General features: G+C 60.6%; 16 protein-coding genes. 8 read left to right on the plus strand and 8 right to left on the minus strand.

The features are described 5' to 3' along the window. A complete protein-coding gene (dnaE, locus tag CRO18_RS00275; RefSeq protein WP_097080658.1) occupies positions 1 to 3,510 on the minus strand; it encodes a DNA polymerase III subunit alpha in 3,510 nt (1,169 codons plus the stop codon). A 204-nt stretch (positions 3,511 to 3,714) separates the two neighbouring features. Between dnaE and xdhA the strand changes: the two genes are divergently transcribed. From xdhA to CRO18_RS00315, 8 genes are all read left to right on the plus strand, one after another. Then, positions 3,715 to 5,103, plus strand: a complete 1,389-nt coding sequence (gene xdhA, locus CRO18_RS00280) for a xanthine dehydrogenase small subunit (RefSeq protein ID WP_097080659.1) — start codon at positions 3,715 to 3,717, stop codon at positions 5,101 to 5,103. Further along, positions 5,100 to 7,388, plus strand: a complete 2,289-nt coding sequence (gene xdhB / locus CRO18_RS00285; protein ID WP_097080660.1) for a xanthine dehydrogenase molybdopterin binding subunit — start codon at positions 5,100 to 5,102, stop codon at positions 7,386 to 7,388. Before xdhA ends, xdhB begins: the two co-directional genes overlap by 4 nt. Then, positions 7,385 to 8,323: a xanthine dehydrogenase accessory protein XdhC gene (gene xdhC, locus CRO18_RS00290; RefSeq protein ID WP_097080661.1), complete on the plus strand. Its 939-nt coding sequence runs from the start codon at positions 7,385 to 7,387 to the stop codon at positions 8,321 to 8,323. The genes xdhB and xdhC overlap by 4 nt, the downstream gene beginning before the upstream one ends. Next, entirely contained in the window at positions 8,320 to 9,837 is a 1,518-nt protein-coding gene (locus CRO18_RS00295; RefSeq protein ID WP_097081078.1) for an ABC transporter ATP-binding protein, read from the plus strand. Before xdhC ends, CRO18_RS00295 begins: the two co-directional genes overlap by 4 nt. Further along, positions 9,834 to 10,913, plus strand: coding sequence for an ABC transporter permease (locus CRO18_RS00300; protein ID WP_097080662.1), 1,080 nt, complete (start codon positions 9,834 to 9,836; stop codon positions 10,911 to 10,913). The genes CRO18_RS00295 and CRO18_RS00300 overlap by 4 nt, the downstream gene beginning before the upstream one ends. After that, on the plus strand, positions 10,910 to 11,839 hold the full coding sequence (locus CRO18_RS00305) for an ABC transporter permease (protein ID WP_076484123.1): 930 nt from the start codon (positions 10,910 to 10,912) through the stop codon (positions 11,837 to 11,839). Before CRO18_RS00300 ends, CRO18_RS00305 begins: the two co-directional genes overlap by 4 nt. Before the next feature lie 66 nt (positions 11,840 to 11,905). Beyond that, complete coding sequence (locus tag CRO18_RS00310) at positions 11,906 to 12,991, plus strand: BMP family ABC transporter substrate-binding protein (RefSeq protein WP_076484124.1); 1,086 nt, start codon at positions 11,906 to 11,908, stop codon at positions 12,989 to 12,991. A gap of 175 nt (positions 12,992 to 13,166) precedes the next feature. Then, a complete protein-coding gene (locus tag CRO18_RS00315) occupies positions 13,167 to 14,450 on the plus strand; it encodes an NAD(P)/FAD-dependent oxidoreductase (protein ID WP_076484125.1) in 1,284 nt (427 codons plus the stop codon). A gap of 56 nt (positions 14,451 to 14,506) precedes the next feature. Here the strand turns inward: CRO18_RS00315 and efeO are convergent, their stop codons facing one another. The 7 genes from efeO to CRO18_RS00350 form a co-directional block, all read right to left on the minus strand. Beyond that, positions 14,507 to 15,313 carry an iron uptake system protein EfeO gene (gene efeO, locus CRO18_RS00320; RefSeq protein ID WP_097081079.1) on the minus strand — a complete coding sequence of 269 codons (807 nt, stop codon included), beginning with the start codon at positions 15,311 to 15,313 and terminating at the stop codon, positions 14,507 to 14,509. Positions 15,314 to 15,328: 15 nt separating this feature from the next. Beyond that, on the minus strand, positions 15,329 to 16,612 hold the full coding sequence (gene efeB / locus CRO18_RS00325) for an iron uptake transporter deferrochelatase/peroxidase subunit (RefSeq protein WP_097080663.1): 1,284 nt from the start codon (positions 16,610 to 16,612) through the stop codon (positions 15,329 to 15,331). A 1-nt stretch (position 16,613) separates the two neighbouring features. Further along, positions 16,614 to 17,753, minus strand: coding sequence for a cupredoxin domain-containing protein (locus CRO18_RS00330; protein ID WP_097080664.1), 1,140 nt, complete (start codon positions 17,751 to 17,753; stop codon positions 16,614 to 16,616). Between the two features lie 3 nt (positions 17,754 to 17,756). After that, positions 17,757 to 18,590 carry an iron uptake transporter permease EfeU gene (efeU, locus tag CRO18_RS00335; RefSeq protein WP_097080665.1) on the minus strand — a complete coding sequence of 278 codons (834 nt, stop codon included), beginning with the start codon at positions 18,588 to 18,590 and terminating at the stop codon, positions 17,757 to 17,759. Positions 18,591 to 18,767: 177 nt separating this feature from the next. After that, a complete protein-coding gene (locus CRO18_RS00340; protein ID WP_143128578.1) occupies positions 18,768 to 19,232 on the minus strand; it encodes a cupredoxin domain-containing protein in 465 nt (154 codons plus the stop codon). Positions 19,233 to 19,356: 124 nt separating this feature from the next. Continuing rightward, positions 19,357 to 22,053: an EAL domain-containing protein gene (locus CRO18_RS00345; protein WP_097080667.1), complete on the minus strand. Its 2,697-nt coding sequence runs from the start codon at positions 22,051 to 22,053 to the stop codon at positions 19,357 to 19,359. Then, positions 22,050 to 25,145, minus strand: coding sequence for a CheR family methyltransferase (locus tag CRO18_RS00350; RefSeq protein ID WP_249275957.1), 3,096 nt, complete (start codon positions 25,143 to 25,145; stop codon positions 22,050 to 22,052). Before CRO18_RS00350 ends, CRO18_RS00345 begins: the two co-directional genes overlap by 4 nt. Between the last annotated feature and the right edge of the window lie 106 nt (positions 25,146 to 25,251).

Raw genomic sequence — 25,251 nt, forward strand, 5'->3', positions numbered from 1 at the left:
CTAAACCTCTTCCACCTGCACCACACCGCGCAGGCTCCGCAGGGCGCCCTTCACCTGCGGGTTGACGGGCAGATCCCGCCCCGCAGCAATTTGGTAGCGGCAGCGTCTTTCAAGGTCGAAGACGGAAAAGGTCACCGGACCACGCGATTTCACCCGCCCTTCGGCCAGAATGCGTTCGAAAAGTGCTGCAACCGAGCTTACCGCCTCAGGCGTTTCGAGGTGAATAAGCAGCCCCGAACTGCCATCACTTTCCGCCGCCACTTGGTCGATCGGCGTCGCGGCATTGCACAGCATCTTCACCGTCTCACCTTCGACATCGACCTTGACGGTGAGCACCACCGCTTGCCCAGGCTCCAAATGGCTACGGCAGGCCTCAAGCGTATCCGAGAAGACCGTTACCTCATAAGGCCCGGTCGGGTCAGACAGAGACACAAAGGCAAAGCGGTTGCCCTTGGCCGATTTGCGCTCGGACCGTGCCGCGACCTGCCCCGCGATTTTGCCCACAAACGGCCCGACATTGATCGCTTTGGCGGTCACATCTGCCAGCGTCAGCACCTTTTTGCGTTTGAGCGCGGGAAGATAGTCATCAAGCGGGTGGCCTGAAAGATAAAAGCCAATCGCCTTGTGTTCCTCCGCCAGCCGTTCGCCGGGCAGCCAATCATCGGTATCGGCCATGCGCGGCGGCGGCAAATCATCGCCCGCTTCGCCAAAAAGCGACACCTGAGCCGAGGCTTTGGCCTCAGCCACAGCACCGGACCATGCCATCAACCCTTCAAGGCTTTCAAACACGCGCTTGCGGTTCGGGTCGAGTTGATCAAAGGCCCCCGCCCGCGCCAACATCTCGAGCGGCCGCTTGCCGATGCGTTTCAGATCACAGCGCCGCGCGAAATCCGTAAGGTCACGGAACGGCTGATCTTCTCGCGCCGCCACGATCAACTTCATCGCATCAACACCGACGTTTTTGAGCGCTCCCAGCGCATAGATCAGCTTTTGATCCACCACATCAAAGGTGGCGAGCGAGCGGTTCACGCAAGGCGGCACCACCTCGATGCCCAGCCCCCGCCGCGTCTCGGCGGTATAAACGGCAAGCTTGTCGGTCAGGTGAATATCGCAGTTCATGACCCCCGCCATGAACTCCACAGGGTGGTTCGCCTTTAGCCAAGCGGTTTGATAAGACACAATCGCATAGGCTGCCGCGTGCGATTTGTTGAAACCGTAGTTCGCAAACTTCTCAAGCAAGTCGAAGACTTCGCCCGCCTTTTTTGCATCAATATTGTGCGTCGCCTTGGCGCCCTCAATAAATTTCGGGCGCTCTTTCGCCATTTCTTCGGCGATCTTTTTCCCCATCGCGCGGCGCAGCAGGTCCGCGCCGCCAAGGCTATAGCCCGCCATGACCTGTGCGATCTGCATCACCTGTTCCTGATAAACGATGATGCCCTGTGTCTCTTTCAGGATGGGGTCAATCGTCGGATGCAGGCTTTCGAGTTCCCGAACCCCGTGCTTCACCTCGCAATAGGTGGGAATATTTTCCATCGGGCCGGGGCGATAAAGCGCCACAAGTGCCACGATATCTTCGATACAGGTGGGCTTCATGCGCCGCAGCGCATCCATCATCCCCGTCGATTCCACCTGGAAGACGGCAACCGTCTTGGCCCCTGCGTAAAGCGCGTAAGTCTTTGCGTCGTCGATCGGAATCGCGTTGATCTGGTTCTCGGCCCCCTCGGCAGGGGTATAAAGCGTTTCGCCCGAGGCACTCACATGCAGCGGCCGGTTTGACTTCAAGATCAGGTTCACCGCGTTTTGGATCACGGTGAGCGTTTTCAGACCCAAAAAGTCGAACTTCACCAAGCCCGCCTGCTCGACCCATTTCATGTTGAACTGGGTCGCAGGCATGTCAGACCGCGGGTCTTGATACAGCGGCACCAACTCATCCAAGGGCCGGTCCCCGATCACCACCCCCGCTGCGTGGGTGGAGGCGTTGCGCAACAGCCCCTCAATCGCTTGGGCATAGTTCAAAAGCCGCTGCACGACCTCTTCGGCCTTTGCTGCCTCGCGCAAGCGCGGCTCATCGGCCAAAGCCTTTTCAATGCTGACCGGTTTCACCCCTTCAACGGGGATCATTTTGGAAAGCTTGTCGACATGCCCATAGGACATTTGCAACACGCGGCCCACGTCACGCACCGCAGCTTTGGACAAAAGCGCACCAAATGTGATGATCTGGCCGACCTTGTCGCGGCCATATTTCTCCTGCACGTAACGGATCACCTCTTCGCGGCGGTCCATACAAAAGTCGATATCGAAGTCCGGCATTGAGACCCGCTCGGGGTTCAAGAACCGTTCGAACAGGAGACTGTAGCGCAGCGGGTCAAGGTCCGTGATGGTAAGCGCATAGGCCACCAGAGAGCCCGCACCAGAGCCCCGCCCCGGCCCGACCGGAATGCCCTGCGCCTTTCCCCATTTGATAAAGTCGGCCACGATCAGGAAGTAGCCGGGGAACCCCATCTGCTCGATGATGCCTAGTTCGAATTTCAATCTTTCTTCATATTCAGAGACCGGCACCGCATGGGGGATCACATCAAGCCGCGCGCGCAACCCCTCCCACGCTTGGCGGCGCAATTCTTCGACCTCATCATCGGCGAACTTCGGCAAGATCGGCTTGCGCTTATAGGTGGCAAAGGCGCAGCGGCGCGCAATTTCAACCGTGTTTTCAATCGCCTCCGGCAAATCGGCGAAAAGCGCAGCCATCTCGGCTTCGGATTTGAAATAGTGCTGCGGCGTCAGGCGGCGGCGCGGTTCGCTTTGGTCCACATAGGCGCCCTCGGCGATGCAGATCATTGCATCATGCGCCTCATACATGTTCGATTTCGGAAAATAGACATCATTGGTGGCCACCAGCGGCAGCCCCATATCATAGGCCATTTCCACGAAAGGTCGCTCGGTGGTGCGCTCAGGCTCTGGCAGCTTGCCGCCTTCACCCGGATGGCGCTGAAGCTCGACATAAAGCCGATTTGGATAGGCTTTTGCCAGACGCTCCATCAAAAGCCGCGCCTTACCGGCTTGACCTGCCTGCAAAAGCTTGCCCACCGGGCCATCGGCCCCGCCAGAGAGGCAAATCAACCCGTCAGAATGGGTTTCCAAATCTTCGACGGTGACCTGGGGCAACTCCCCATGCTTGTCTACATATAGACAAGAAGACAGCTTCATCAGGTTCATATAGCCTGCTTCGGTCTGCGACAGCAGCACCACAGCCGCAGGCATCCGCGGCTTTTCCCCCGGCGCGGCAGGGTCATAATTGACCGAGACTTGGCAGCCTACAATCGGCTGCAACCCCGCCCCCTGCGCCAAAACAGAAAATTCGAGCGCCGAGAACATCACGTTCGTGTCGGTCACGGCAACGGCGGGCATATTCATGCCATCGCACATCTTGATCAGCGTCTTCACCGGCACCGCGCCCTCAAGCAGCGAATATTGGGTGTGCACGCGCAGGTGAATGAATCGGGGCTTCGTCATAGCCGCAGATTAGGCGGCGGGCGGGGCAAGCGGAAGGGGTTTGACTGCCCATTTTCTGACCATGTGGTGCAATCTACGCCAGTTCAGGGGCCGAAAACCTTGCCTCCCCGTTTCCCATCGGCAAAGCTAGCCCGATGGGAGCGCCCCCGTTCTACGCCGCATCGAGCGGGGAGGCGAAAATCAGGTATCGCGGCGGAACATGTCATGGAAATCGCGTTTCTTCTCAACGGAGAAACCCGCCGGGTGACGGTTAAGACCCCCGTGCAAAGCGTGCTGGATTGGCTGCGCGCAGAGGGGCTCACCGGAACGAAAGAGGGCTGCAACGAGGGCGATTGCGGCGCCTGCACGGTGATTGTGACCGATGAAACCGGTCCCCGCGCGGTGAATGCCTGCCTGATGATGATGCCGCAATTGGCGGGCAAGGCGCTGCGCACGGTGGAAGGCGTTGCGAGTCCCAAAGGCGAACTGCACCCGGTACAACAGGCGATGATCGACCATCACGGCAGCCAATGTGGGTTTTGCACGCCGGGGTTCATCACTTCAATGGCCGCCGCGCATACGAACCGGCGCACAGATTATGATGATCTTTTGGCTGGGAACCTGTGCCGTTGCACGGGATATGCGCCGATCATTCGCGCGGCGGAAGCGGCGGCGGACGCGCCGGTGCCGGAATGGATGCAAGGTGATCTCAACTTTGATTTTGCACAAATATCTTCGGGGTTGCCGGGGCAGACAGACCCTGCCTTTTTGCCGCAAACCGTAGATGAGCTGGCCGATTGGTATGAAGCCCACCCCGATGCGACCTTGGTTGCTGGTGGCACCGATGTGGCGCTTTGGGTCACCAAGCAGTTGCGCGACCTGCCCGAAGTCGCGTTCTTGAGCCATTGCAGGGACTTGACGCAAATCAGTGAAACGGATGCCGGCTATGAAATCGGCGCTGGCGTCACCATCGCCGCGCTGCGCGCGTGGGCCGAGGGGCCGCATCCGGCCTTGGCCGTACTGTTGCGCCGCTTTGCCTCTGAACAAGTGCGGCAGGTGGCGACGATTGGCGGCAATATTGCCAATGGCTCGCCCATCGGCGATGGCCCGCCCGCGCTGATCGCGATGGGGGCGAGCCTTACCCTGCGCCGTGGGAACGTGCGCCGGAACATGCCGCTTGAGGATTTCTTCCTCGATTATCGCAAACAAGATCGGTTGCCGGGGGAATTTGTAGAAAGCGTTACGCTGCCCAAAGCAGCCCCTGATCTGGCTTGCTACAAACTGAGCAAAAGGTTCGATCAAGACATCTCTGCCGTCTGTGGATGCTTCAATATCACCGTTACAGGTTCGATTATTGAAAGTGCACGCGTTGCCTTCGGCGGCATGGCAGGGGTGCCGAAGCGCGCCACAGCTTTTGAAAACGCCTTGATCGACCAACCTTTCACAGAAGAAAGCTTTGCCGCCGCGCTGCCCGTACTTGAGCAGGATTTCACCCCCATGAGCGATATGCGCGCCTCGGCAGCCTACCGCATGAATGCCGCGCAGGCGATGGCCTTGCGCTACAGCCGCGAACGTTCGGGCGCTGCCGTTTCGGTATTGGAGGTGACGCCATGAGTGTTGGCAAACCGCTCCCCCATGACTCCGCTCGGCTGCATGTGACCGGGCAAGCCCGCTATCTGGATGACATCCCCTGCCCTGCCGATACGCTTCATTTGGCCTTTGGGCTGTCGACCGAAGCATCGGCCACGATCACCGCGGTCGACCTAGACCCCGTGCGGCAAAGCCCCGGCGTGGTGGCCGTGTTCACCGCCGCAGATCTACCGCATGCCAATGACGCCTCCCCCGCGCCCGAACCGGAGCCCGTTTTGGCGGAGGGCACGGTGCACTACCTTGGCCAACCGATCTTTTTGGTCGCCGCCACCAGCCATCGCGCAGCGCGCATTGCGGCGCGTAAAGCACGCATCACCTATGCGCCCAAAGAGCCCATTCTTACGATTGATCAAGCGCTTGCGGCCGAGAGTTGGTTTGAGGGCGGCCCCGTCACTTGGGCGCGCGGCGATGTAGACACCGCCTTGGCAACGGCCGTGCATATTGCCGAAGGCGCGTTTGAGATGGGCGGGCAAGAGCATTTCTACCTAGAGGGTCAATCGGCCCTCGCGCTGCCCGACGAAGAGGGCGTGACGGTGCATTGCTCCACCCAGCATCCTTCTGAAATCCAACACAAAGTGGCCCATGCGCTTGGGCTCGCTTTCCACGATGTGCGGGTTGAAATGCGGCGCATGGGCGGCGGCTTTGGCGGCAAGGAAAGCCAAGGCAACCATCTGGCGATTGCTTGTGCCGTGGCCGCACGCGCCACCGGGCGGCCGTGCAAAATGCGCTATGACCGCGATGATGACATGACCATCACCGGCAAGCGGCATGATTTCCGCATCCGTTACCGGATTGGCGCCGATGCGGATGGGAAGCTTGTGGGCGCCGACTTTGTGCAACTGGCGCGCTGCGGTTGGGCGCCAGACCTGAGCCTACCGGTTTGTGACCGCGCGATGCTGCATGCCGACAGTTCCTATTTCGTGCCCGCGCTGCGGATTGAAAGCCATCGGCTGCGCACCAACACCCAATCCGCTACAGCTTTTCGGGGCTTTGGCGGGCCGCAAGGCATGTTGGGGATGGAGCGGGCGATGGATCATCTCGCCCGCGTGATCGGACTAGAGCCCGCAGAATTGCGGCGGCGCAATTTCTACGCGCGCCCCGGCTCCGCGCCCGTTCAAACCACCCATTACGGGCAGGAAGTCGATGATTTTCAGCTTCATGAGATGATCGAGAAGCTACAAAAATCCAGCAATTATACCGCTCGAAAAGCCGAAATAGCGGATTGGAATAGCACAAATCCAACATTGAAGCGGGGGATCGCGCTTTCTCCCGTTAAATTTGGCATCTCCTTCACGCTGACCCATCTCAACCAAGCGGGTGCCTTGGTGCAGATCTATTCCGATGGCTCCATCGCGCTCAATCACGGTGGCACCGAAATGGGCCAAGGGCTACATCGCAAGATGGTACAGGTGGCAAGTGCGGTTTTGGGTGTTGCGCCTGAAACCGTGCGGATCACCGCGACTGATACAGCAAAAGTGCCCAACACCTCGGCCACGGCGGCCTCGTCCGGCGCGGATATGAACGGGATGGCGGTGAAAGCCGCTTGTGAAACCTTGCGCGGGCGGCTGGCTGATTTCTTGGCCGCGCGGGAAGGCTGCGCACCAGAAACGGTAATTTTTGAAGGTGATGCGGTGAAGGCCGCGGGCAAGTCTTGGCCTTTTGCAGAGGTCATTTCAGCGGCCTATCAGGCGCGGATTTCGCTTTCGACCACCGGGTTTTACGCAACGCCGAAAATCTCGTGGGACCGGGTCGCGGGCCGTGGGCGGCCCTTCCTTTACTTTGCCTATGGCGCGGCAGTGACAGAGGTGGTGATTGACACGCTCACCGGCGAAAACCGGATTTTGCGGGCTGATATTTTGCATGATGCGGGCGCAAGCCTGAACCCCGCGCTTGATATTGGGCAGGTTGAGGGGGCCTATGTGCAAGGTGCGGGCTGGCTCACCACCGAGGAACTGGTGTGGGATGGCAAAGGGCGGCTGATGACCCATGCGCCCTCGACCTATAAAATCCCCGCCTGTTCGGATCGGCCACGCATCTTCAATGTGGCGCTGCACGATGTGCCCAACCGCGAAGATACAATCTTTCGGTCCAAAGCGGTGGGCGAACCGCCGTTCATGCTTGGTATTTCGGCCTTTCTGGCGCTCGGGGAGGCTTGCGCCGCTTGCGGGCCGCATTGGCCTGATTTGCAAGCTCCCGCCACGCCCGAAGCGGTCTTGGCTGCCGTGCACCGCGCCGAGGGACGGGCATGAGCTTACGGCTTGATCTGTTGACTGAGGCTACCACGCACGGCCCGTTCGTGCGGGTTTTGGTGATAGAGGTCAAAGGCTCAGCCCCGCGCGAACCGGGGGCAGAAATGTTGGTTTGGGCCGATCACACGCAGGGCACGATTGGCGGCGGCACACTGGAATATGAAGCGATTGCCCGCGCCCGCGGCCTGCGCGCGCCGAAAGTGGAGCGTTTCGCGCTGGGGCCAGATATGGGGCAATGCTGTGGGGGCGCTGTGACCTTGGCGTTTGAACCCGTAAACGCCGAAACACTTGCCAAAATCGACGGCCCCGCTTTCGCCCGCCCTTTTGGGGGTCCGCCAGATATGCCCTTGGCCATCCGCAAAGCCTTGGCCGAAGCGCGGCGCGGCGCACTCACAGCCCCCGTGCTGCGCGAGGGCTGGCTGATTGAGCCAATCGCCCCGCCGCCCGACCCGCTTTGGATTTGGGGCGCAGGCCATGTCGGGCGTGCGCTTGTTACTGTGCTTTCCCCCCTGCCCGATTGGGCGATCTCTTGGGCCGATACCGGAGCGGAACGATTCCCCGAAACGTTGCCGCCCAATGTCACGCCCCTCATCGCAGAAAACCCCGCCGATCTGGTGAGCCTCGCCCCGCCTCAGGCCCGGCACCTGATTGTCACCTTTTCCCATGCGCTCGATTTGGAACTTTGCCACCGCATTTTGGGCAGGGGATTCGCGGGTTGCGGGCTGATTGGCTCGCAGACCAAATGGTCAAGATTTCAGCGTCGCCTTACGGAACTTGGCCATTCTTCCGCCCAAATATCGCGCATTGCCTGCCCGATAGGCGACCCTTTGCTTGGAAAGGCACCACAGGCCATTGCGATTTCGGTCGCCGCCGCGCTACTGAGAGAACGCAACATCAGAGCCGGAACGGCCGCAAAAGAAGGATGCACCGGGTGACGGGAGCATTGCTCAAGATCGAAGGGCTGACGAAGGCCTATCCGGGCGTCGTGGCAAATGACGGGGTCGGCTTTCAGGTCGCACCGGGGGAAGTTCACGCGCTTTTGGGGGAAAATGGCGCGGGCAAATCCACACTGGTCAAGATGATCTATGGCCTTGTGAAGCCCGATGCCGGAACGATGCAGTTCCAAGGCGCGCCCTATACGCCGCCCGAACCGCGCGCCGCCCGCGCCGCTGGCGTGGCGATGGTGTTTCAGCATTTTTCGCTATTTGAAGCGCTGAGCGTGGCGGAAAATGTGGCTTTGGGCATGGAAAACCCGCCACCGATGCGCGCGCTTTCCAGCCGCATTCATGAGATTTCCACCGCCTATGGTCTGCCGCTTGATCCCGCGCGCACGGTCGGCGATTTGTCGGCAGGCGAACGGCAACGGGTGGAGATCATTCGCTGTCTTTTGCAAGACCCGAAGCTCCTGATCATGGACGAGCCCACCTCTGTGCTGACGCCGCAAGAGGTGGAAATTCTGTTTGGCACGTTGCGCAAGCTCGCAGCCGAAGGCACGGCGATCCTTTATATTTCCCATAAGCTTGAGGAAATTCGTAGCCTCTGCGACAGCGCCACGATCTTGCGCGGCGGCAAGGTGGTCGCCAGCTGCACCCCGCGCGAAAATTCGGCCCGCGAATTGGCAGAACTGATGGTGGGCGGCGAGTTTGCCGCGACCGACCGTGCAGGCCGCAAACTTGGCGCAAAAATCTTTGAGGTCGCGCATCTCAACCTTGCGCCCATGAGCCAGTTTGGCCCGGCGCTGAAAGATGTGTCTTTCACCTTGGCGGCGGGCGAGGTGCTCGGCATTGGCGGTGTGGCGGGCAACGGGCAGGAAGAGCTCCTTTCCACCCTTTCAGGGGAAAGCCCTTCTGCCCCCGGCACGGTCAGCCTCCATGGCCAAGACATTGCCGATTTGGGGCCGAATGATCGGCGCCGTTTGGGGCTTCTGGCTGCGCCGGAAGAACGGCTCGGCCATGCCGCTGTGCCAAACCTGAGCCTCACGGAAAACGCGATCCTCACCGGGACCGTGCGCCGCCCGCTTACCCGCAATGGATTTTTGAACATGGGCGCGGCGAAGCGCTTTGCCGAAGAGATCATATCGGGCTTTGACGTGCGCACACCGGGGCCGCATGTGGCCGCGCGCGCGCTCTCTGGCGGCAATTTGCAGAAATTCGTGATTGGCCGCGAGGTGCTGCAAGCGCCCGAAGTGTTGGTGGTGAACCAGCCGACTTGGGGGGTGGATGCCGCCGCCGCCGCCTCGATCCGGCAATCGCTTCTTGATCTGGCCTCCAAGGGGGCAGCGGTGATCGTGATCAGCCAAGACCTTGATGAACTTATGGAAATATCGGACCGCTTCTGTGCCTTGAACGAGGGGCGGCTTTCCGCCCCGCGCCCGACCGAGGGGCTAAGTATGGAAGAGATTGGCCTAATGCTCGGCGGCGCGCATGGGATGCAGGAGGCGGTACGATGATCACCCTCGTCAAACGCCCCACGCCGTCGCAATTTTGGGCCTATGCCACGCCGCTTTTGGCCGTGTTTGCCACGATGGTGGCGGGGGGAATTCTGTTTGCCGCTTTGGGCAAAGACCCGATCGCCGCGATCAAGGTGATCTTTTATGATCCGCTCTTTGGTCCGAATGCGGCCTATTTCCGGGGCCAATTGCTGGTGAAAGCGGGCCCGCTGATCCTGATCGCCTCCGGGCTTGCGGTGGGCTTTCGTGCGGGCATTTGGAACATTGGGGCCGAGGGCCAGTATATCATGGGGGCGCTCGCGGGGGCCTCTGTTGCGCTGGCGGCCTATCCGGCGGAAAGCCATTTGCTGTTCCCGGCGATGGTGGTGGCAGGCGCGCTTGGCGGCTGGCTTTGGGGGATGATCCCGGCACTTTTGAAAACCGCTTTTGGCACCTCGGAAATTCTTGTTTCGCTGATGCTGGTCTATGTGGCGCAAAACTTTTTGGCTTATGCCGCCTTTGGCCCGCTTAAAAACCCGGACGGCTACGGCTTTCCCGGCTCGCGCAACCTGCAACAATACCCTTCCGCCCATAACCCCGAACTGATCACCGGCACCGGCATGCATTGGGGCGTGGTGGCGGCATTTTTGGCGGTGATTGCCACTTATGTGCTGATGCAACGCCATATCGCGGGCTTTCGCATCCGCACCGCGGGCGAGGCCCCGCGGGCCGCGCGGTTTGCGGGCGTTGTGCCCGCAAAACTGGTGATGTTCTGTCTTGGCCTTTCGGGCGCGCTGGCAGGTCTTGCAGGGCTTTTCGAGGTCGCCGGGCCCAACGGGCAAATCACCGATAGTTTCAACGCGGGCTATGGCTTCACCGCGATCATCGTCGCCTTTCTGGGCCGCCTGAATGCGGTGGGCATTTTGCTTGCCGGGCTTTTGATGGCGCTCACCTACATTGGCGGGGACATGGCGCAATTGATGCTCGGCCTGCCCACAGCGGCGATTCAGGTGTTCCAAGGGATGCTTTTGTTTTTCCTCTTGGGATTCGACCTGCTAACGCATTACCGTCTTCGCCTCGGGAGGGAGCGCGCATGATCGGCGGCATTGATATCGTCACCCTGATTGCCGCTTTGATGGCGGCATCGACACCGGTTTTGCTGGCGGCCACGGGCGAGCTTGTGGCCGAAAAGGCGGGTGTGCTGAACCTTGGCGTGGAAGGCATGATGATCTTGGGCGCGGTGGCGGGTTTTGCCACCGCCGTCACCACCGGCAGCCCCGTTTTGGGCTTTATCGGCGGGGCGATTGCCGGGGCGCTTTTGGCCAGCCTGTTTGCGCTGCTTACGCAGATTTTGCTCTCAAACCAAACCGCCACGGGCCTTGCGCTCACGCTTTTTGGCTTGGGGCTTTCGGCGCTTTTTGGCAAAGGGTTTGAGGGCATTCGCCCGCCGCCCACCACCAAGATCGACCTTGGCCCCTTAAGCGATATGCCGGTGCTTGGCCCGATCCTCTTCCACCATGACTGGGTGGTTTATCTCTCCCTGATCCTTGTCGCGGTGACTTGGGCTTTTCTCAAATACTCCCGCATGGGGCTGATCATCCGCGCCGTAGGCGAAAACCATGATGCCGCCCATGCGCTTGGCTATCGGGTGATTGCGGTGCGGTTTGCCGCGCTGGCCTTTGGGGGCGCGCTTGCGGGCATGGGGGGGGCTTACCTCAGCCTTGTGCGCGTGCCGCAATGGACCGAGGGCATGACCGCTGGCGCGGGCTGGATTGCGCTAGCCATCGTGGTCTTTGCCAGCTGGAAGCCCGAGCGGGTGCTGATTGGCGCTTACCTCTTTGGCGGCATCACCGCGCTGCAACTCCAGCTTCAGGCCGCGGGCTATGCGATCCCGGTTCACCTTCTGTCGATGGCCCCTTATGTCATCACCGTGCTTGTGCTGGTGATTTTGTCTGCCACCCACCGCCACGGAGCCCCGGCCGCGCCGGCGGCGCTAGGGCGGTCGTTCCACGCCTCCAACTGAGGCACAAACCCCGCCTCATGCGAGGCAACCACCCGGGCGATGCCGCCCAAAGCAAGGGAAGTTCCCATGGACCGCAGATCCTTTCTGAAAACCACCGCCGCCACCGCGACGCTTGCCGGGCTCGGCCTGCCCGCTTGGGCCTCGGATGAGCCGCTGAAAATCGGCTTCATCTATGTTGGCCCCGTGGGCGACATGGGCTGGTCGTATCAGCATGATGTGGGCCGCCGCGCGATCGAAGAAGCGCTCGGTGACAAGGTTCAAACCACCTATATCGAAAACGTGCCGGAAGGCCCGGATGCCGAACGCGCGCTGACCCAGCTTGCGCTCGAAGGCAACCAGCTGATCTTTGCGACCTCGTTTGGCTTCATGGATGCCACCGTCAACGTGGCCGCGAAATTCCCGAATGTGAAATTCGAGCACGCCACTGGCTACAAGCGCTCGGAAAACCTTGGCACCTATGATGCGCGCTTCTACGAGGGCCGCGCAATCCAAGGCACCATCGCGGGCCGCATGACCAAAACCAACAAAATCGGCTATATCGGCTCCTTCCCGATCCCGGAAGTGATCCAAGGCATCAACGCCGCCTACATCCACGCCAAGAAGGTGAACCCGGATGTGGAGATCAAAGTGGTCTGGGCCTACACCTGGTTCGATCCGGCGAAAGAAGCCGATGCCGCCGCCGCGCTGATCGCCGAAGGCTGCGATTTCGTGCTGCAACACACCGACTCGACCGCGCCGCAGGCCAAAGCGCAAGAAGCGGGCAACGTCTACACCTTCGGCCAAGCCTCCGACATGGAAGCCTTCATGCCGAGCCCGCGTGTCGCCTCGACCATCGACAACTGGGCGCCCTATTACGTCGAACGCGCCACCGCCGCGCTCGAAGGCACCTGGAGCGCCGACGCGACTTGGGGCGGCATTGGCACCGGCATGGTGAAAATCGGTGAGATCACCGAGGCCGTCCCTGCCGAAGTGAAAGCCGAAGCCGAAAAACTGATCGAAATGATCGGTTCGGGCGAATACCACCCCTTCACCGGCCCGCTGAACAAACAAGACGGGAGCGTCTGGTTGGCGGAAGGCGAAACCCCCGATGATGGCGCGCTTGCGGGCCTGAATTTCTTCGTGGAAGGCGTTTCGGCTGAAATGCCGAAGTGACCAACGAAAAAATCGTGCTAAGGTTGAAGGGTGGACTTATGTCCACCCTTTTTCGTTTTCCTTGAAGGCAATGCGACACATCTTCGCAACTCGTGCTTGACAGCCGCACCCTTCATATTCAGAGATATGCATGAAAATGGGCTTTGGCCCACAGCCAGTTCAGGGGAGGGACAGCATGGCTCATATCGTGGTTCTTGGCGCCGGTCTTGGAGGCGCCATTATGGCCTACGAATTGCGCGAACAGGTGCGCAAGGAAGACAAGATCACCGTCATCACCAAAGACCCGCATTACCACTTTGTGCCTTCGAACCCGTGGGTCGCCGTGGGCTGGCGGAGCCGTAAAGAAATCACCGTCGACCTTGCGCCGACGATGAAAAAGAAAAATATCGACTTCATTCCGGTGGCTGCCGAAAAGCTGCATCCGGAGGAAAACCGGGTTGAATTGGTCAATGGCCAATCGGTCAGCTACGATTACATCGTCATCGCCACAGGCCCGGAACTCGCCTTTGATGAGATCGAAGGCTTTGGCCCCGATGGCTTTACCCAATCGATCTGCCACATCGACCACGCCGAAGATGCGCGCGTGGCCTTTGAGCGGTTTTGCGAAAACCCCGGCCCGATCATCATCGGTGCGGTGCAAGGTGCAAGCTGCTACGGCCCGGCTTATGAGTTCACCTTCATCCTCGACACCGCGCTGCGCAAAGCCAAAATCCGCGACAAGGTGCCGATGACCTTCATCACCTCGGAACCCTATGTGGGCCACCTTGGTCTTGATGGCGTGGGCGACACGAAGGGCCTTCTCGAATCCAACATGCGCGAGAAGCACATCAAATACATGACCTCGTGCCGCGTCAAAAAGGTCGAAGACGGCAAGATGATCGTTGAGGAAATCAACGATGATGGTTCCGTCAAAGCCGAGAAAGAAATGCCCTTTGGCTATGCGATGATGCTGCCCGCCTTCCGCGGCATCAAACCGCTGATGGGGCTTGAGGGGCTGGTAAACCCGCGCGGCTTTGTGATCGTGGATCAGCACCAGCAAAACCCGAAATACAAAAACGTCTTTGCTGTGGGCGTTTGTGTGGCGATCCCGCCTGTGGTGCCGACGCCGGTGCCCTGCGGCGTGCCGAAAACCGGCTTCATGATTGAATCGATGGTCACCGCCACCGCACATAACGTGGGCCGGATCGTGCGCGGGCTAGAGGCCGATGAGGTCGGCACTTGGAACGCGGTTTGTCTGGCCGACTTCGGCGACCAAGGCATTGCCTTCGTGGCGCAACCGCAAATCCCGCCGCGCAACGTCAACTGGTCGGCGCAAGGCAAATGGGTGCATTGGGCGAAAGAAGGGTTTGAGCGCTACTTCATGCACAAGCTGCGCCGTGGCACCTCGGAAACCTTCTATGAAAAGGCGGCGATGAAGGCGCTTGGCATCGACAAGCTGAAAGCCGTCAAAAAAGGCTAAGCCCAGCCTTTGCAAAAACGACGGGCGCAGCCTTGGCTGCGCCCTTTTTCATGTGATCAGATCAGACCAAGGCGGCCGCGCAGGGTGGAAAGATCTTCCGCTAGCGTGTTGACCAGTGCCGAAAGACGGCGGCGATCCTCATCGCTGAGGTGTTCGTAGCTCACGAACCCCTCACCCTCGCGGTATTTGCCAAGCGTATCGCGGACCTTGTCAAAGTTGCCCTCGACCGAGTTCAGGAAGGCTTCGTCTTCCACATGCGGGGCAAAGAGTTCGACAATCTTCCACGCGCCATCAAAGTTGCCGTGGAAATCCCACAGATCTGTGCGCGAATAGCGGTCTTCTTCGCCCGAGATTTTGGTGGCGGCCACCTCTTCCATCAGCACCGACGCGCCGCCCACAACAACAGCTGGCGGGAAGGTCAGGCTGTCGATCCGGCGGGCCAGTTCTTCAATATCGGCCTGAAGCTTGTCCGCGATTTCCGTCACATGGTCAGTCTTGCCTTCGACCCAGAGCGCATATTCCAGACGGTGGAAACCGGTAAATTCCGGGTCCGCCTCGGCCTGTTCGTAATCATCGGCGCGCGCATCAATCGGCGCATCAAGATCGGCAAACAGCTCTGCCACCGGCTCGATCCGCTCATAGCTCAGCCGGGTGGGCGCAAAGAGCGCTTTGGCTTTTTCAATCTCACCCGCTTTCACCGCTTCGGTGAAGGCGCGGGTTTCCTCGACCAGAATATCTGTGTTTTCAGAAACATAGAGCTTGTACTCGGCAATCGGACCAACAAGGTCGAGCGGCGCTTGTTCGGCAAGTGCGGGCGCGGTGGTCGTGGCCAGAAGGGCAGCAAAAAGCGGCAGGGTTTTCATCGGTTGCATCCTTTCTCAGGTCTTGCTTGGGGTGCGGCCAATGGCGTCGATCAGCTGACGGCCAAGATAGTCATTGGGGACGTTTGAAAAGCCGGGCGGGGCAAAGAAGTAGCCGCCCCCAACGGGTTTGATATATTCTTCAAGAGGTTCGCCATTGAGGCGCGTTTGCGCGGCAATGAAGCCCTCGTTCAAGCTCGCTTGATAGGCGATGAACAACAGCCCCTGATCGAGCTGGCCCGAACGCGTCACCCCATTGGAATAGTTGAAGGGACGACGCAGCATCAGATGCCGTTCGCCGCCCGCATCGCGCGGGTTCGCCAGCCGAATATGGCTATCAAGCGGGGTCATTTCGCCCGCCGTGTCGGCGGCATAATCGGGGGTGTCGGCCTCGCTGCCACTGGGCAGATCCAGCGGCGCGCCGGTCACTTTGGTGCGGCCCATGATCCGCTCTTGCTCCAAAAGCGGCGCACGGTCCCAGCGTTCGACAAAATTGCGGATCACGCGCACCGCCATATAGCTGCCGCCTGCGGCCCAGCCCGGCCCCTGCACCCAAAGCACACGCTCCATTAACGCGGCATCCGCCGGGTCGGGGTTCGCCGAGCCATCGCGGAAGCCAAGGAAATTGCGCGCCGATTCCACCACACCGGGCGGTTGCGGCGCGATCACCGGCACATTGCCCTCTTGCTTCCAGCGCAGCACCAATTGGTCGGGCAGGTTCTTCAAGATATCGCGCAGCGCATGGATGATCGTGTCTTGCGTATTGGCGCAGATTTGCAGTGCAATATCACCGTGGCACTGATCGGCGTCGAGCGCGTCATTCGGGAAGGAGGTCATCCGCACCAATTGCGCGGGGCGATGCGGCGCCAGCCAAGGATGGCGTTCAAACAGCGAAGCCCCTAGGCCCAGCGTGATGGTGAGTGCGTCCGGGCGCAGCACCGGACCCAAAATGCCGCTATCGGCAGGCGGCAGTTTCGGGTCGAGTTCGGGCACCGCGCCACCGCTTGTCAGAAAACGAATGCGCTCGGTCAGGCGGCGCAATAACCGCTCCAAATCCGCAGGCGTGTCTACAATGGCATCAAAGCTTGCCACCATGCCCCACGCCGGGCGGTTGGTTGCAATACCGGGCTGATGCAGCCCATAGGGCGAAACCCTATCCTCCGCCGAAGCAACGCCCTGTTGCGGTGCGGCTGTGACTTGCGCCGTCTCCGCCTGTGCCGCCCCCAAAGCGAAGGGACAGGTTGCAAGCCCCAAGCCCAGCCCCTTGAGCAGGGCTCGGCGGCTTTCGTTCATCTCGGACATTTTAAATCTCCAACGACAAGGCCCGGTTGACCCGTGAAAGCGCATCGGCCAAGGCACCAAAGGCAGTGGCGCTGGCGGCAGGGTCATAGGGGGTTGCGGTGACAGTCTCTTCCGCCGCGCCAAAGGCGGCCTCAATGGCTTGGGCCAATGCAGCATCCGCCCCGGCAATCAGCGGCAGTTCTGCGGCCATAGAGCGTTTGAGCCCGTCGAGCGCCGCGCCGAGCAAAGCGGCATCCGCCCGCGCATGGCGCGACAGCCCCGCCGCAATTTGCCCCTCGGCCAGAATACGTGCCTGTTTCGCAGCATCCGCCGCCATATCTGCAGGGGCAGCTTTCACGGCTTTGATCCGGGCTTGCAAAGCGCTTGCATCTTCGACCAAGGCCTCAGCCACCGGGGCAAGACCTGCAGCCGAGCCTTGGGAAAACAGCGCATATTCGATCCGAGTGAGCCCGATGAAGCCGGGATCAGTCTCGCCATCCACCAGCATTTCGGGATGTGGCGCGATACGGTTTGTCAAATCTGCCGCGCGCAAAGACACCGAGCCAAGCCGTGCCCAATCTTGCGCGGCGCTCAGCCATGCGGTTTTCGCACCATCCAAATCACCGGCCACCAATGCCGCATGCAAGGCTTTGGTAGATTTGGAGAATTTGGAACCTGCACGCATCAATTGCACTTGCCGCTCGGCCAAGGGGCCAACAAATTCGGCTACTGGCGGGGCCGTCCGCGCCGCTTCACTGGCTGCGGTGGGGAGCACTTCAAGGCTGCCGCGCGGGTTTGACAAAAGACCACAGGTGATTTCATAGCTGCCGGGTTTGAGCACTTCGGTCAGGCTGGCGGAAAAACCCGGAGCAATGTTTTCACGCTCGGCTACCACCATTACCCCATCCAGAATTTCCCATTCCAAGGGCCGATCCGAGGCGTTGATGATCTGGAAGGTCGTTTTACCGGCGGGCAGTTCAAGCGCGAAAGGCGCGCAGGTGTTGCCATCGACGGTAATCACCGTCGCATCGTCTGCAACCGGATTGATGCCCGCAGACACGCTCCAGAAAATCCCAATGCCGCCCATCGTCGCGATCACACCTGCGGCGATCAACGTGTTCGTCAATTTGCCCGACGGGGCCTGTTGGTCAGACGTGGTCATGGATCAAGCCTCTTGCGGTTGGGCAACGGGGGCGGGGCGCAGGAAGAACGGCAAGGTCAGCGCCAAGAACACCGCCCAAGCCAGCACTTCACCAAGGCCGGGGGTTTCGTGATAGCCAAAGAGCGCGGCAAGGATGGAGCCCAAGACCGAAGACATCGGCAACACTTGGCTAAGATCCCATGCGGGGGTGAGCGCAAGGTTCCACAGCCCCGCCTCATGCAGGCTGCGCAGCCCGCCCGAAAACAGCCCCGCCGCCACAAAAAGGATAAAGAGCCCCGAAACGCGGAAGAAAAGCCGCAGGTTGAGCCGCAAGCCGCCCGCGTAAATGCCCCAACCGAGCGCGATGGAAAGAACAATCCCGGCCAGCGCAGCCAAAGGTGCCTCTGGCCCCGGCGCTTGCTGGAAGATCGCGAGCAGGAAGAAAACCGATTCCAGCCCTTCGCGCGCCACCGCAAAGAACGACATCGCAATCAACGCCCAAACGGTGCCCTGCCCCGGACCCGCGCGCGCAAAGGCCGCCTCGACCCCGCTTTCCAGCGTGTCGCGGATCGAACGGGCAGCGGCGCGCATCCAAAACACCATCCACACCAGCACGCCCACGGCGATAAAAGCGACCACCGCTTCAAACGCCTCTTGCGCACGCTGCGGGAAGCCCGCCTGCATCGCCTGAAGCCCCGCGCCGACAAAAAGCGACAGCGCCACCGCAAAGAGCACCCCCACCCAGATCGTTTTGATCCACGCGCCGCGCCCGGTGCGCTTGAGATAGGTGGCAATGATCGCCACCACCAGCGCGGCCTCTAGCCCTTCGCGCAGCATGATCAACAAGGGGGCAAGCATGACGGCTCCGACATTTCTTACTTTTCCTGTCGGATACTTTTTCAAAGTGATTTAGTCAACAAATATATTTGAACGTGAGATTCATCGTTTCATCGGCATGTCGATAAGATCGGCGTGAAACAAAACGGGCGCAGCCTTGGCCGCGCCCGTCCAATCCTTCGCCTTTTCGCAAGCCACTCAACGCTGGATGATCGTCACAGGCAAGACTTCGATCTCCCCCTTCGGCGCAGCGGTCGAGCCGCAAATGAGTTGGTAGTCTCCTGCGATCATCTCTTGGGTGACGGCGGCGGCGGTGCCCGGGGCGATGCTCGTTTGTCCGGCGACCACCTCGCCATCGCGCAAGATTTGCCAATCGAGCGGCTGGGCGGAGCGATTGACGATATTGTAAGTCGCTGTGCCCGAACGCATTTTGAGCGCAGAGGGTGTACAACCGCTGCCATCGACCGAAATCGTGATCCCTGCCATCGTCATGGCGGTATTGCGGGCATGAACGTTCCACGCCATCTCAAACCCGCCGATGGCGAGCGCGATGCCAATGGCGATGCCATAGCTATAGGTATTTCCTATCCCGCGCCCTGCCGCCATCGTGCTGGCAGGTTTGGTGGTGTCCATCTCAGTCTTTGAAGTGTCTGAGGTCGTCATTCGTCAGGCCTCTTCATGGTTGGAAAATCGGTGCAGACGCATGAAAAGCCGATGCGTGCTTTTCTTGAGGATAGAGCGCATCGGCGTGCTGCCAAGGCTCGGGCGGCGCAACAGGCGGCTTTGCTCAGGTTTTGGGCGCCTGCGGTCGCAAAAACAGGCGCTCAAACTCGGCTAGCGGCAAGGCAGGGCTGACAACGAACCCCTGCCCCAATTCGCAGCCCATCGAGTCGAGCAAACGCGCCTCGTCCTCGGTTTCGATCCCCTCGGCCAAAGTGGCGCAGCCAAATTGTTGCGCAAGCCCGGTGATGGTTTCCACGATCAACTGCGCATTGGGATCTTTTTCGATGTCGCGCACGAATTCCGATGCGATCTTGAGCATCGAAACCGGCAGCCGGGTCAAGTAGGCAAGGCTCGAATATCCCGTGCCAAAATCATCAATCGCAAGCCGCACTCCCATCGTGCGCAGCCGCATCAGAGTTTCTACGGCACCGGGCATCCCATGCGCCAGTTGCTCTTCGGTCAGTTCAATTTGCAAGCCGAGCGGTGGCGCACCGGGGGCGCATTGATGCGCGTGCACCAAAGCATCCGTCAGCGCCTCGGCCCATCCGGGTTCGGCCAGATCCGCCGCGGTTTGGTTGATCGAAAGCTTGAACCCTTCATGCAAGGCCCCCGCATCGCGCCATTTAGAAAGCTGGGCAACGGCTTCACGCAAAACCCAACGATCCAGCATCGGCATTAGGCCAGCGCGCTCTGCCACGGGCATGAAATCTCCGGGCTTCTCCAGACCAACGCCCGGTCGGTTCCAGCGCAAAAGCGCCTCTGCCCCGTAAAGGCTACGATCTGCCAGACGAAAGAGCGGCTGATAATGCAGCACCAACTCGCCCCGTTCCACCGCGCGAGAAAGCGCCGTGCGCAACTCCAATTCGCGCAGCGCTTTCACCCCCATCTCATGTTCGTAAAGCACCACAGAGCCATGCGCGCGCTTGGCTTCATACATTGCCAAATCGGCGTTGCGCAAAAGCGTTTCCCGGCTGTCACCATGCGCCGGGTAAGAGGCGATCCCGATTGAGCCTGCAGGGTGGTATTCATGCAGCCCCGGCAAATCCAGCGGGCGCGCCAAATCCGCCAAAAGCGCACGCGCGAAAGCCTCTGGCTGATCGGCCAATGCGCCTTCCAGCAAGATCACGAATTCATCCCCGCCGATCCGCGCCACAAACTGTTGCCCGTCGACCGCGATCTGCAACCGCCGCGCCACCGCCTTGAGGAGAAGGTCCCCAATGTCATGGCCCAGCGAGTCGTTGACCGCCTTGAACCCGTCCAGATCAAGGAACAAAACCGCCAAGCCTCGCCCGCGCTGCTCGGCCGAAGCGATGCCGCCATCAATCCGCTCTGACAAAAAGGGGCGGTTTGGCAAACCGGTCAACAAGTCAAAATTGGCCAGCCGTCGATTGTCGGCCTTAGCCTGGCGCAATTGGCTCATGTCCGACAGAAACGCGACGTAGCCAAGCACTGTTCCAGAGGCATCGGCCAAACGCGACACCCGCCCCAAGCAGGGCACAATCCGCCCCTCTGAACTGCGCAGGGCTATCTCGCCGCTCCAGTCGGTGCCATTCGCGAGCGTATCGCGCAATTGCATCGCAAGCCCAGTGTCCCCGCGCAGCCGTGCGCCGCCCGTGTCGAACAACAAATCGACCAACGGACGCCCGTCAATTTGTGCAAAGCCAAAGCCTGCCAACTGCTCGAAAGCCGTGTTAACGCGCAAGATCCTTAGGTCCGGATTGGTCAGCGCAATCGCATCGCTTGCATACTCAAAAACCATATCGGCAAGCTCACTGACCCGCCGTTCCTCGGTCACATCCCGCGATTGAGTGACAATGCCCATGACCTGCCCGGCCGCGTCAAACAGCGGACGCTTTTCGACGCGCACCCGACTGCCAGCCTCAAACAGGCTGCCACTGGAACGCGTTTCTTCAAACGAAAAGGGGCTTTGCGTGGCGCGCACCCGCGCATCTAGCTGATCGTGCTTCAAAGCATCAATCAGCGGCATGAACTCGCGCCGCATATGGCCGATCACATCAACCGCATTGCGCCCAAGATGCGCCAGATAAGCGCTGTTGACCTCAAGCATCCGGCCTTCGGTATCTGCCACACAAAGGGGATCTGGCGAGGCATCCAAAAGGTGGCGATACAAATCCACCTCGGGCCCGATGCCTTCCCCGGCGGGGTCCAACACAAGCCACCATCTGGGCTCGGCCGCTGGATGGCTTTTGCGGCAGCGCAAGGCGCTGAGCTGAACTGCGACCGTCTGGTCCTTATCCGAAGCCACATGCAACACGAGCGCACCGAGCGGATCATCGGCGCTCAGTTGAGTGCCCTCATCCGCAGGCAGACGCGCCACAAGCCGTGCTGCTTGCTGGCGGGTCAACGCATGGCGCAGGGCTGCCGCGCCATCATCGCGCCACCGCGCCCCAAAGAACGCCTGTCCCGCCCGATTGGCAAAATGCAAATCCAACCCCGGACCGATGCACAAGACGGGCACTGGCATCAGTTCCAGAAGATCGCGCAATTCCTGCATTTCAGCACGTTGGCGCAGATCATGTTCCAGCAAATCCAGCATCGCCATGGATTGCTCGGCCACATGCACGCGCAGCCGCGCCAACATTCGGCCAACCCCATCGGCCATGCCAGCGTGGGCAACCAGCGTTTCAACTTGCTCGAATTGCGTATCGATCGAGGCGCCTTGACGACCAAACCTCCCCTCCTCCGCTGTGGTGCGAACCGGCCTTGCCGTCGAACCTTGCGCAGGGGGGCGTTCACTCATGTCACAGCGGGCTCCTCAGAACTGTTTTCGCGCCAGCGGGTGATCTCAATATGGCTGACCACCGCGCCTTGGATCGGATCATCAAGCGGGCGCACATGCATCACGAACCAGCGCGGGCAATCGGGCGCATCGCAAGGATATTCGAGCGAGAACCGGCTTAAGCGGCCTTGCAAAACCGCGCGAATGCCATCCACCGCACGGGTCGCGTAGCCACTATCAATGGCCGTATCGCCCAGATCGCAATGCCCCACATAATTGACACCAACCCCGGTATGCTCGCTTCCCGGATCACCGTTTTCAGCGGCAAAACGGGTCCATGCGGCATTGACGAGCATAATGTCGCCCTTGTGATCCAGCACGGCGACATGCTCGGCGAGACCGTCGATCACCGCCTGCAATAGCTGCAAGTTGCGCGTCTGGGTGATGTCCACAAAGGTCAGCACCACACCCTGTGCCGCAGACGACGGCACCTTATAGGGCAGCATCCGCACCAGATAATGGCGCCCGTTGAGCCCGGTCACCTCGCGCTCGGTCCGGGTCTGGCCCTTGATCGTGCGGCGCAAATCGTCGAGCAGCGCGGCATAGTCGAGCCGATGCGTGATATCACCCAAGGGTCGGCCAATATCCACATCGCGGATGCGGAACAAATCCACCGCATCGGGGCTAAACCGGGTCACCCGCAGATCGGCATCCACAAAGATCGCCCCCATCGCCATGATCCGCGTCAGGCTATCAAGGTCAGCGTTGGAGCGGTTCAGCAGGTCGATCTTTTCTTGGTATTCGGCGTTGACCGAGTTCAGTTCTTCGTTGACCGACTGCAACTCCTCGTTGGCCGATTGCAGTTCCTCGTTTGAGGCCATCATCTCTTCGTTGGTGGCCTGCAATTCCTCGTTCGAGGTCTCAAGTTCCTCGATCATCGCCTGCAGGCTCTCGCGCGTCATCGCGAGTTCGGCCTCCAGCATTTCAATGCGTGCGCCCACCTCGCGGTCAATGTCGATCGCGGGCACATCATCTTCGTCCGAGGGCACCGTCTCAAAGGAGAGCAGGTAAAGCTTCACATCGTCCGCGACCGCTTCTTGCTGCGCAGCCACTGGCATCACCTTCAGCCGCACCCAAAACGGCTCCGGCCCGGCGACACCCTCGGCCAAGTGCAGCGGGTCGGACATCGCTTCTTCGCCCAGCCGCGCGGCCTTAAACAAAAGCGCCGAGGCCACGGGCAGAAGCGGCTCAATCAGCATCCGCCCGATCTCAAGCGTGGCCACACCCTCGCGCAGCTTCATAAAACCGCTGATATCGCCATAAGAATGCAAGATTTCATGGCGTGCGTTGATCAACAAAGACGGCGGCGGCGCATAGGCTTTTTGCAGCGCCGCAAAACCCCGCTCCATCGCGGTTTGCGGCGCATTTTCGCTCCGGCTGCGCGGCGGGCGCGGGTTGACGTAAAGCCCGGTTTTCCGATCCGTGAGCGGCGCCGAGCCAGAGCGCTGCGCCTGCCAAATCCGGTGGCGCGCCGAAAGCACGGTGAAATCGTCTTGCACCTGCACCAGCGCCTCAGACCCACCAAGGAACAGATAGCCGCCGGGGCGCAAGGCGTAATGCATCCGCTTCAGCGCGCGCTCTTGCGCCTCGGGGCGCAGATAGATCAGTGTGTTGCGACAGCTAACCAAATCCATCCGCGTAAACGGCGGGTCGGAAAGTAGGTTATGGCGCGCAAAAACAATGGATTGGCGCAATTCAGGCCGCACCACAAACTGGCCCCCACGCGGCGTAAAGAACCGCTCCAAGAAGGTGCTGGGCAGATCGGCGGCGATGGTTTCGGGGTAAAACCCAGTCGCCGCCTGTTCAATATTCACCGGCTCCACGTCGGTGGCGAAAATCTTCAGCGTTGGCCAGCGCCCTGCCCGCTCAAACGCATCAAAGAAAAGCATCGCGATCGTATAAGCTTCTTCGCCCGTGGCGCAGCCCGCCGACCACACCCGCAAGGTGGAGCCCACAGCCGCCTCGGCCACCAAAGGCTCGATCACACGCTCAGAAAGTTCCGCAAAAGACTCAGGATCGCGGAAGAACGAGGTGACCGGGATCAGCATTTCGCGGCGCAAAGTGGCCAATTCGGCACGGTCTTGCGTTAGCAGTTCAAGGTAAGAGGAAAGCTCCGTGATCTGGCGCACGCCCATGCGCCGCTCAATCCGGCGCTGCACCGTGCCCGCTTTGTAATCGGTGAAATTCACCTCGCCCGAAAGCGAAAGAATTTCGACAATCCGGCCCAAAGCCTCCTGCGGCTCCAGCCCTTCAAACTGGCGCGGCAAGGCGGATTTGCTGTCAGCCCCGGTTTTCGGCCCATCGGCCGCATCCGCCGCAGCCGCCGCAGCCAAAGCCGGGCGGCGCACAAGATAATCGGCAATCCACGGCCCGATCCGGTCGATATTCATCGAACTGTCAATGAAGCCTGTCGCGATGGCCGAGCGCGGCATACCATCAAAGCGCGCATCGCGCGGGTCTTGCGCAATCGCGACCCCGCCCGCCGCATGCACCGCAGAAACCCCGCGCGTGCCATCAGACCCCGTGCCCGAAAGCACCACTGCCACAGCGCGGTCGCCATAGCCCGCCGCCATCGAGGTGAAAAACGCATCAATCGGCAGCGAGAGCACGCGGCGATCTTTGGGCGCAAGCCGCAAATGCCGCCCCTCCAGCGTCATGATCGTGGCCGGCGGGATCAGAAAGACCGAGTTCGGCGCAAGCGCCATCTCATCTTCCACCGTCACCACCGGCATTTTGGTATGGCGCGCCAAGAGCGAGGCCATGATCGATTTATGATCGGGCGACAGATGCTGGATCACCACATAGGCCGCGCCCGTGTTGGACGGCAGACCGGAAAACAGCCGCTCAAGCGCATCAAGCCCACCGGCAGAAGCCCCAATGGCAACGACAGCCTGCGGTCCTACAGCAGGATCTTCCATCATAAGAAGCGGAGGCTGCCCCACCTCGGCAGAAGGCGTTCCGGCCTCTCCCGATAGACCTTCCTTCCCCTGCCCAGTTGCGTTGGGTGCGGTGTCTTCCGGGGCTTCGGGAAGGGTCTCGTTCGTGTCGTCCATCGCCTCTTCTTTCCGGACTAGCCGCAGACGAAACCGCCGTGGGCTCCAGCTTTGCGCGCCTTCAAATTTTCAAGCCACAAGGGCCTGACCTACAAAGAGTTTGCGG

It is taken from the genome of Rhodobacter sp. JA431, from assembly GCF_900217725.1.
Classification (GTDB): Bacteria; Pseudomonadota; Alphaproteobacteria; order Rhodobacterales; family Rhodobacteraceae; genus Rhodobacter; species Rhodobacter aestuarii.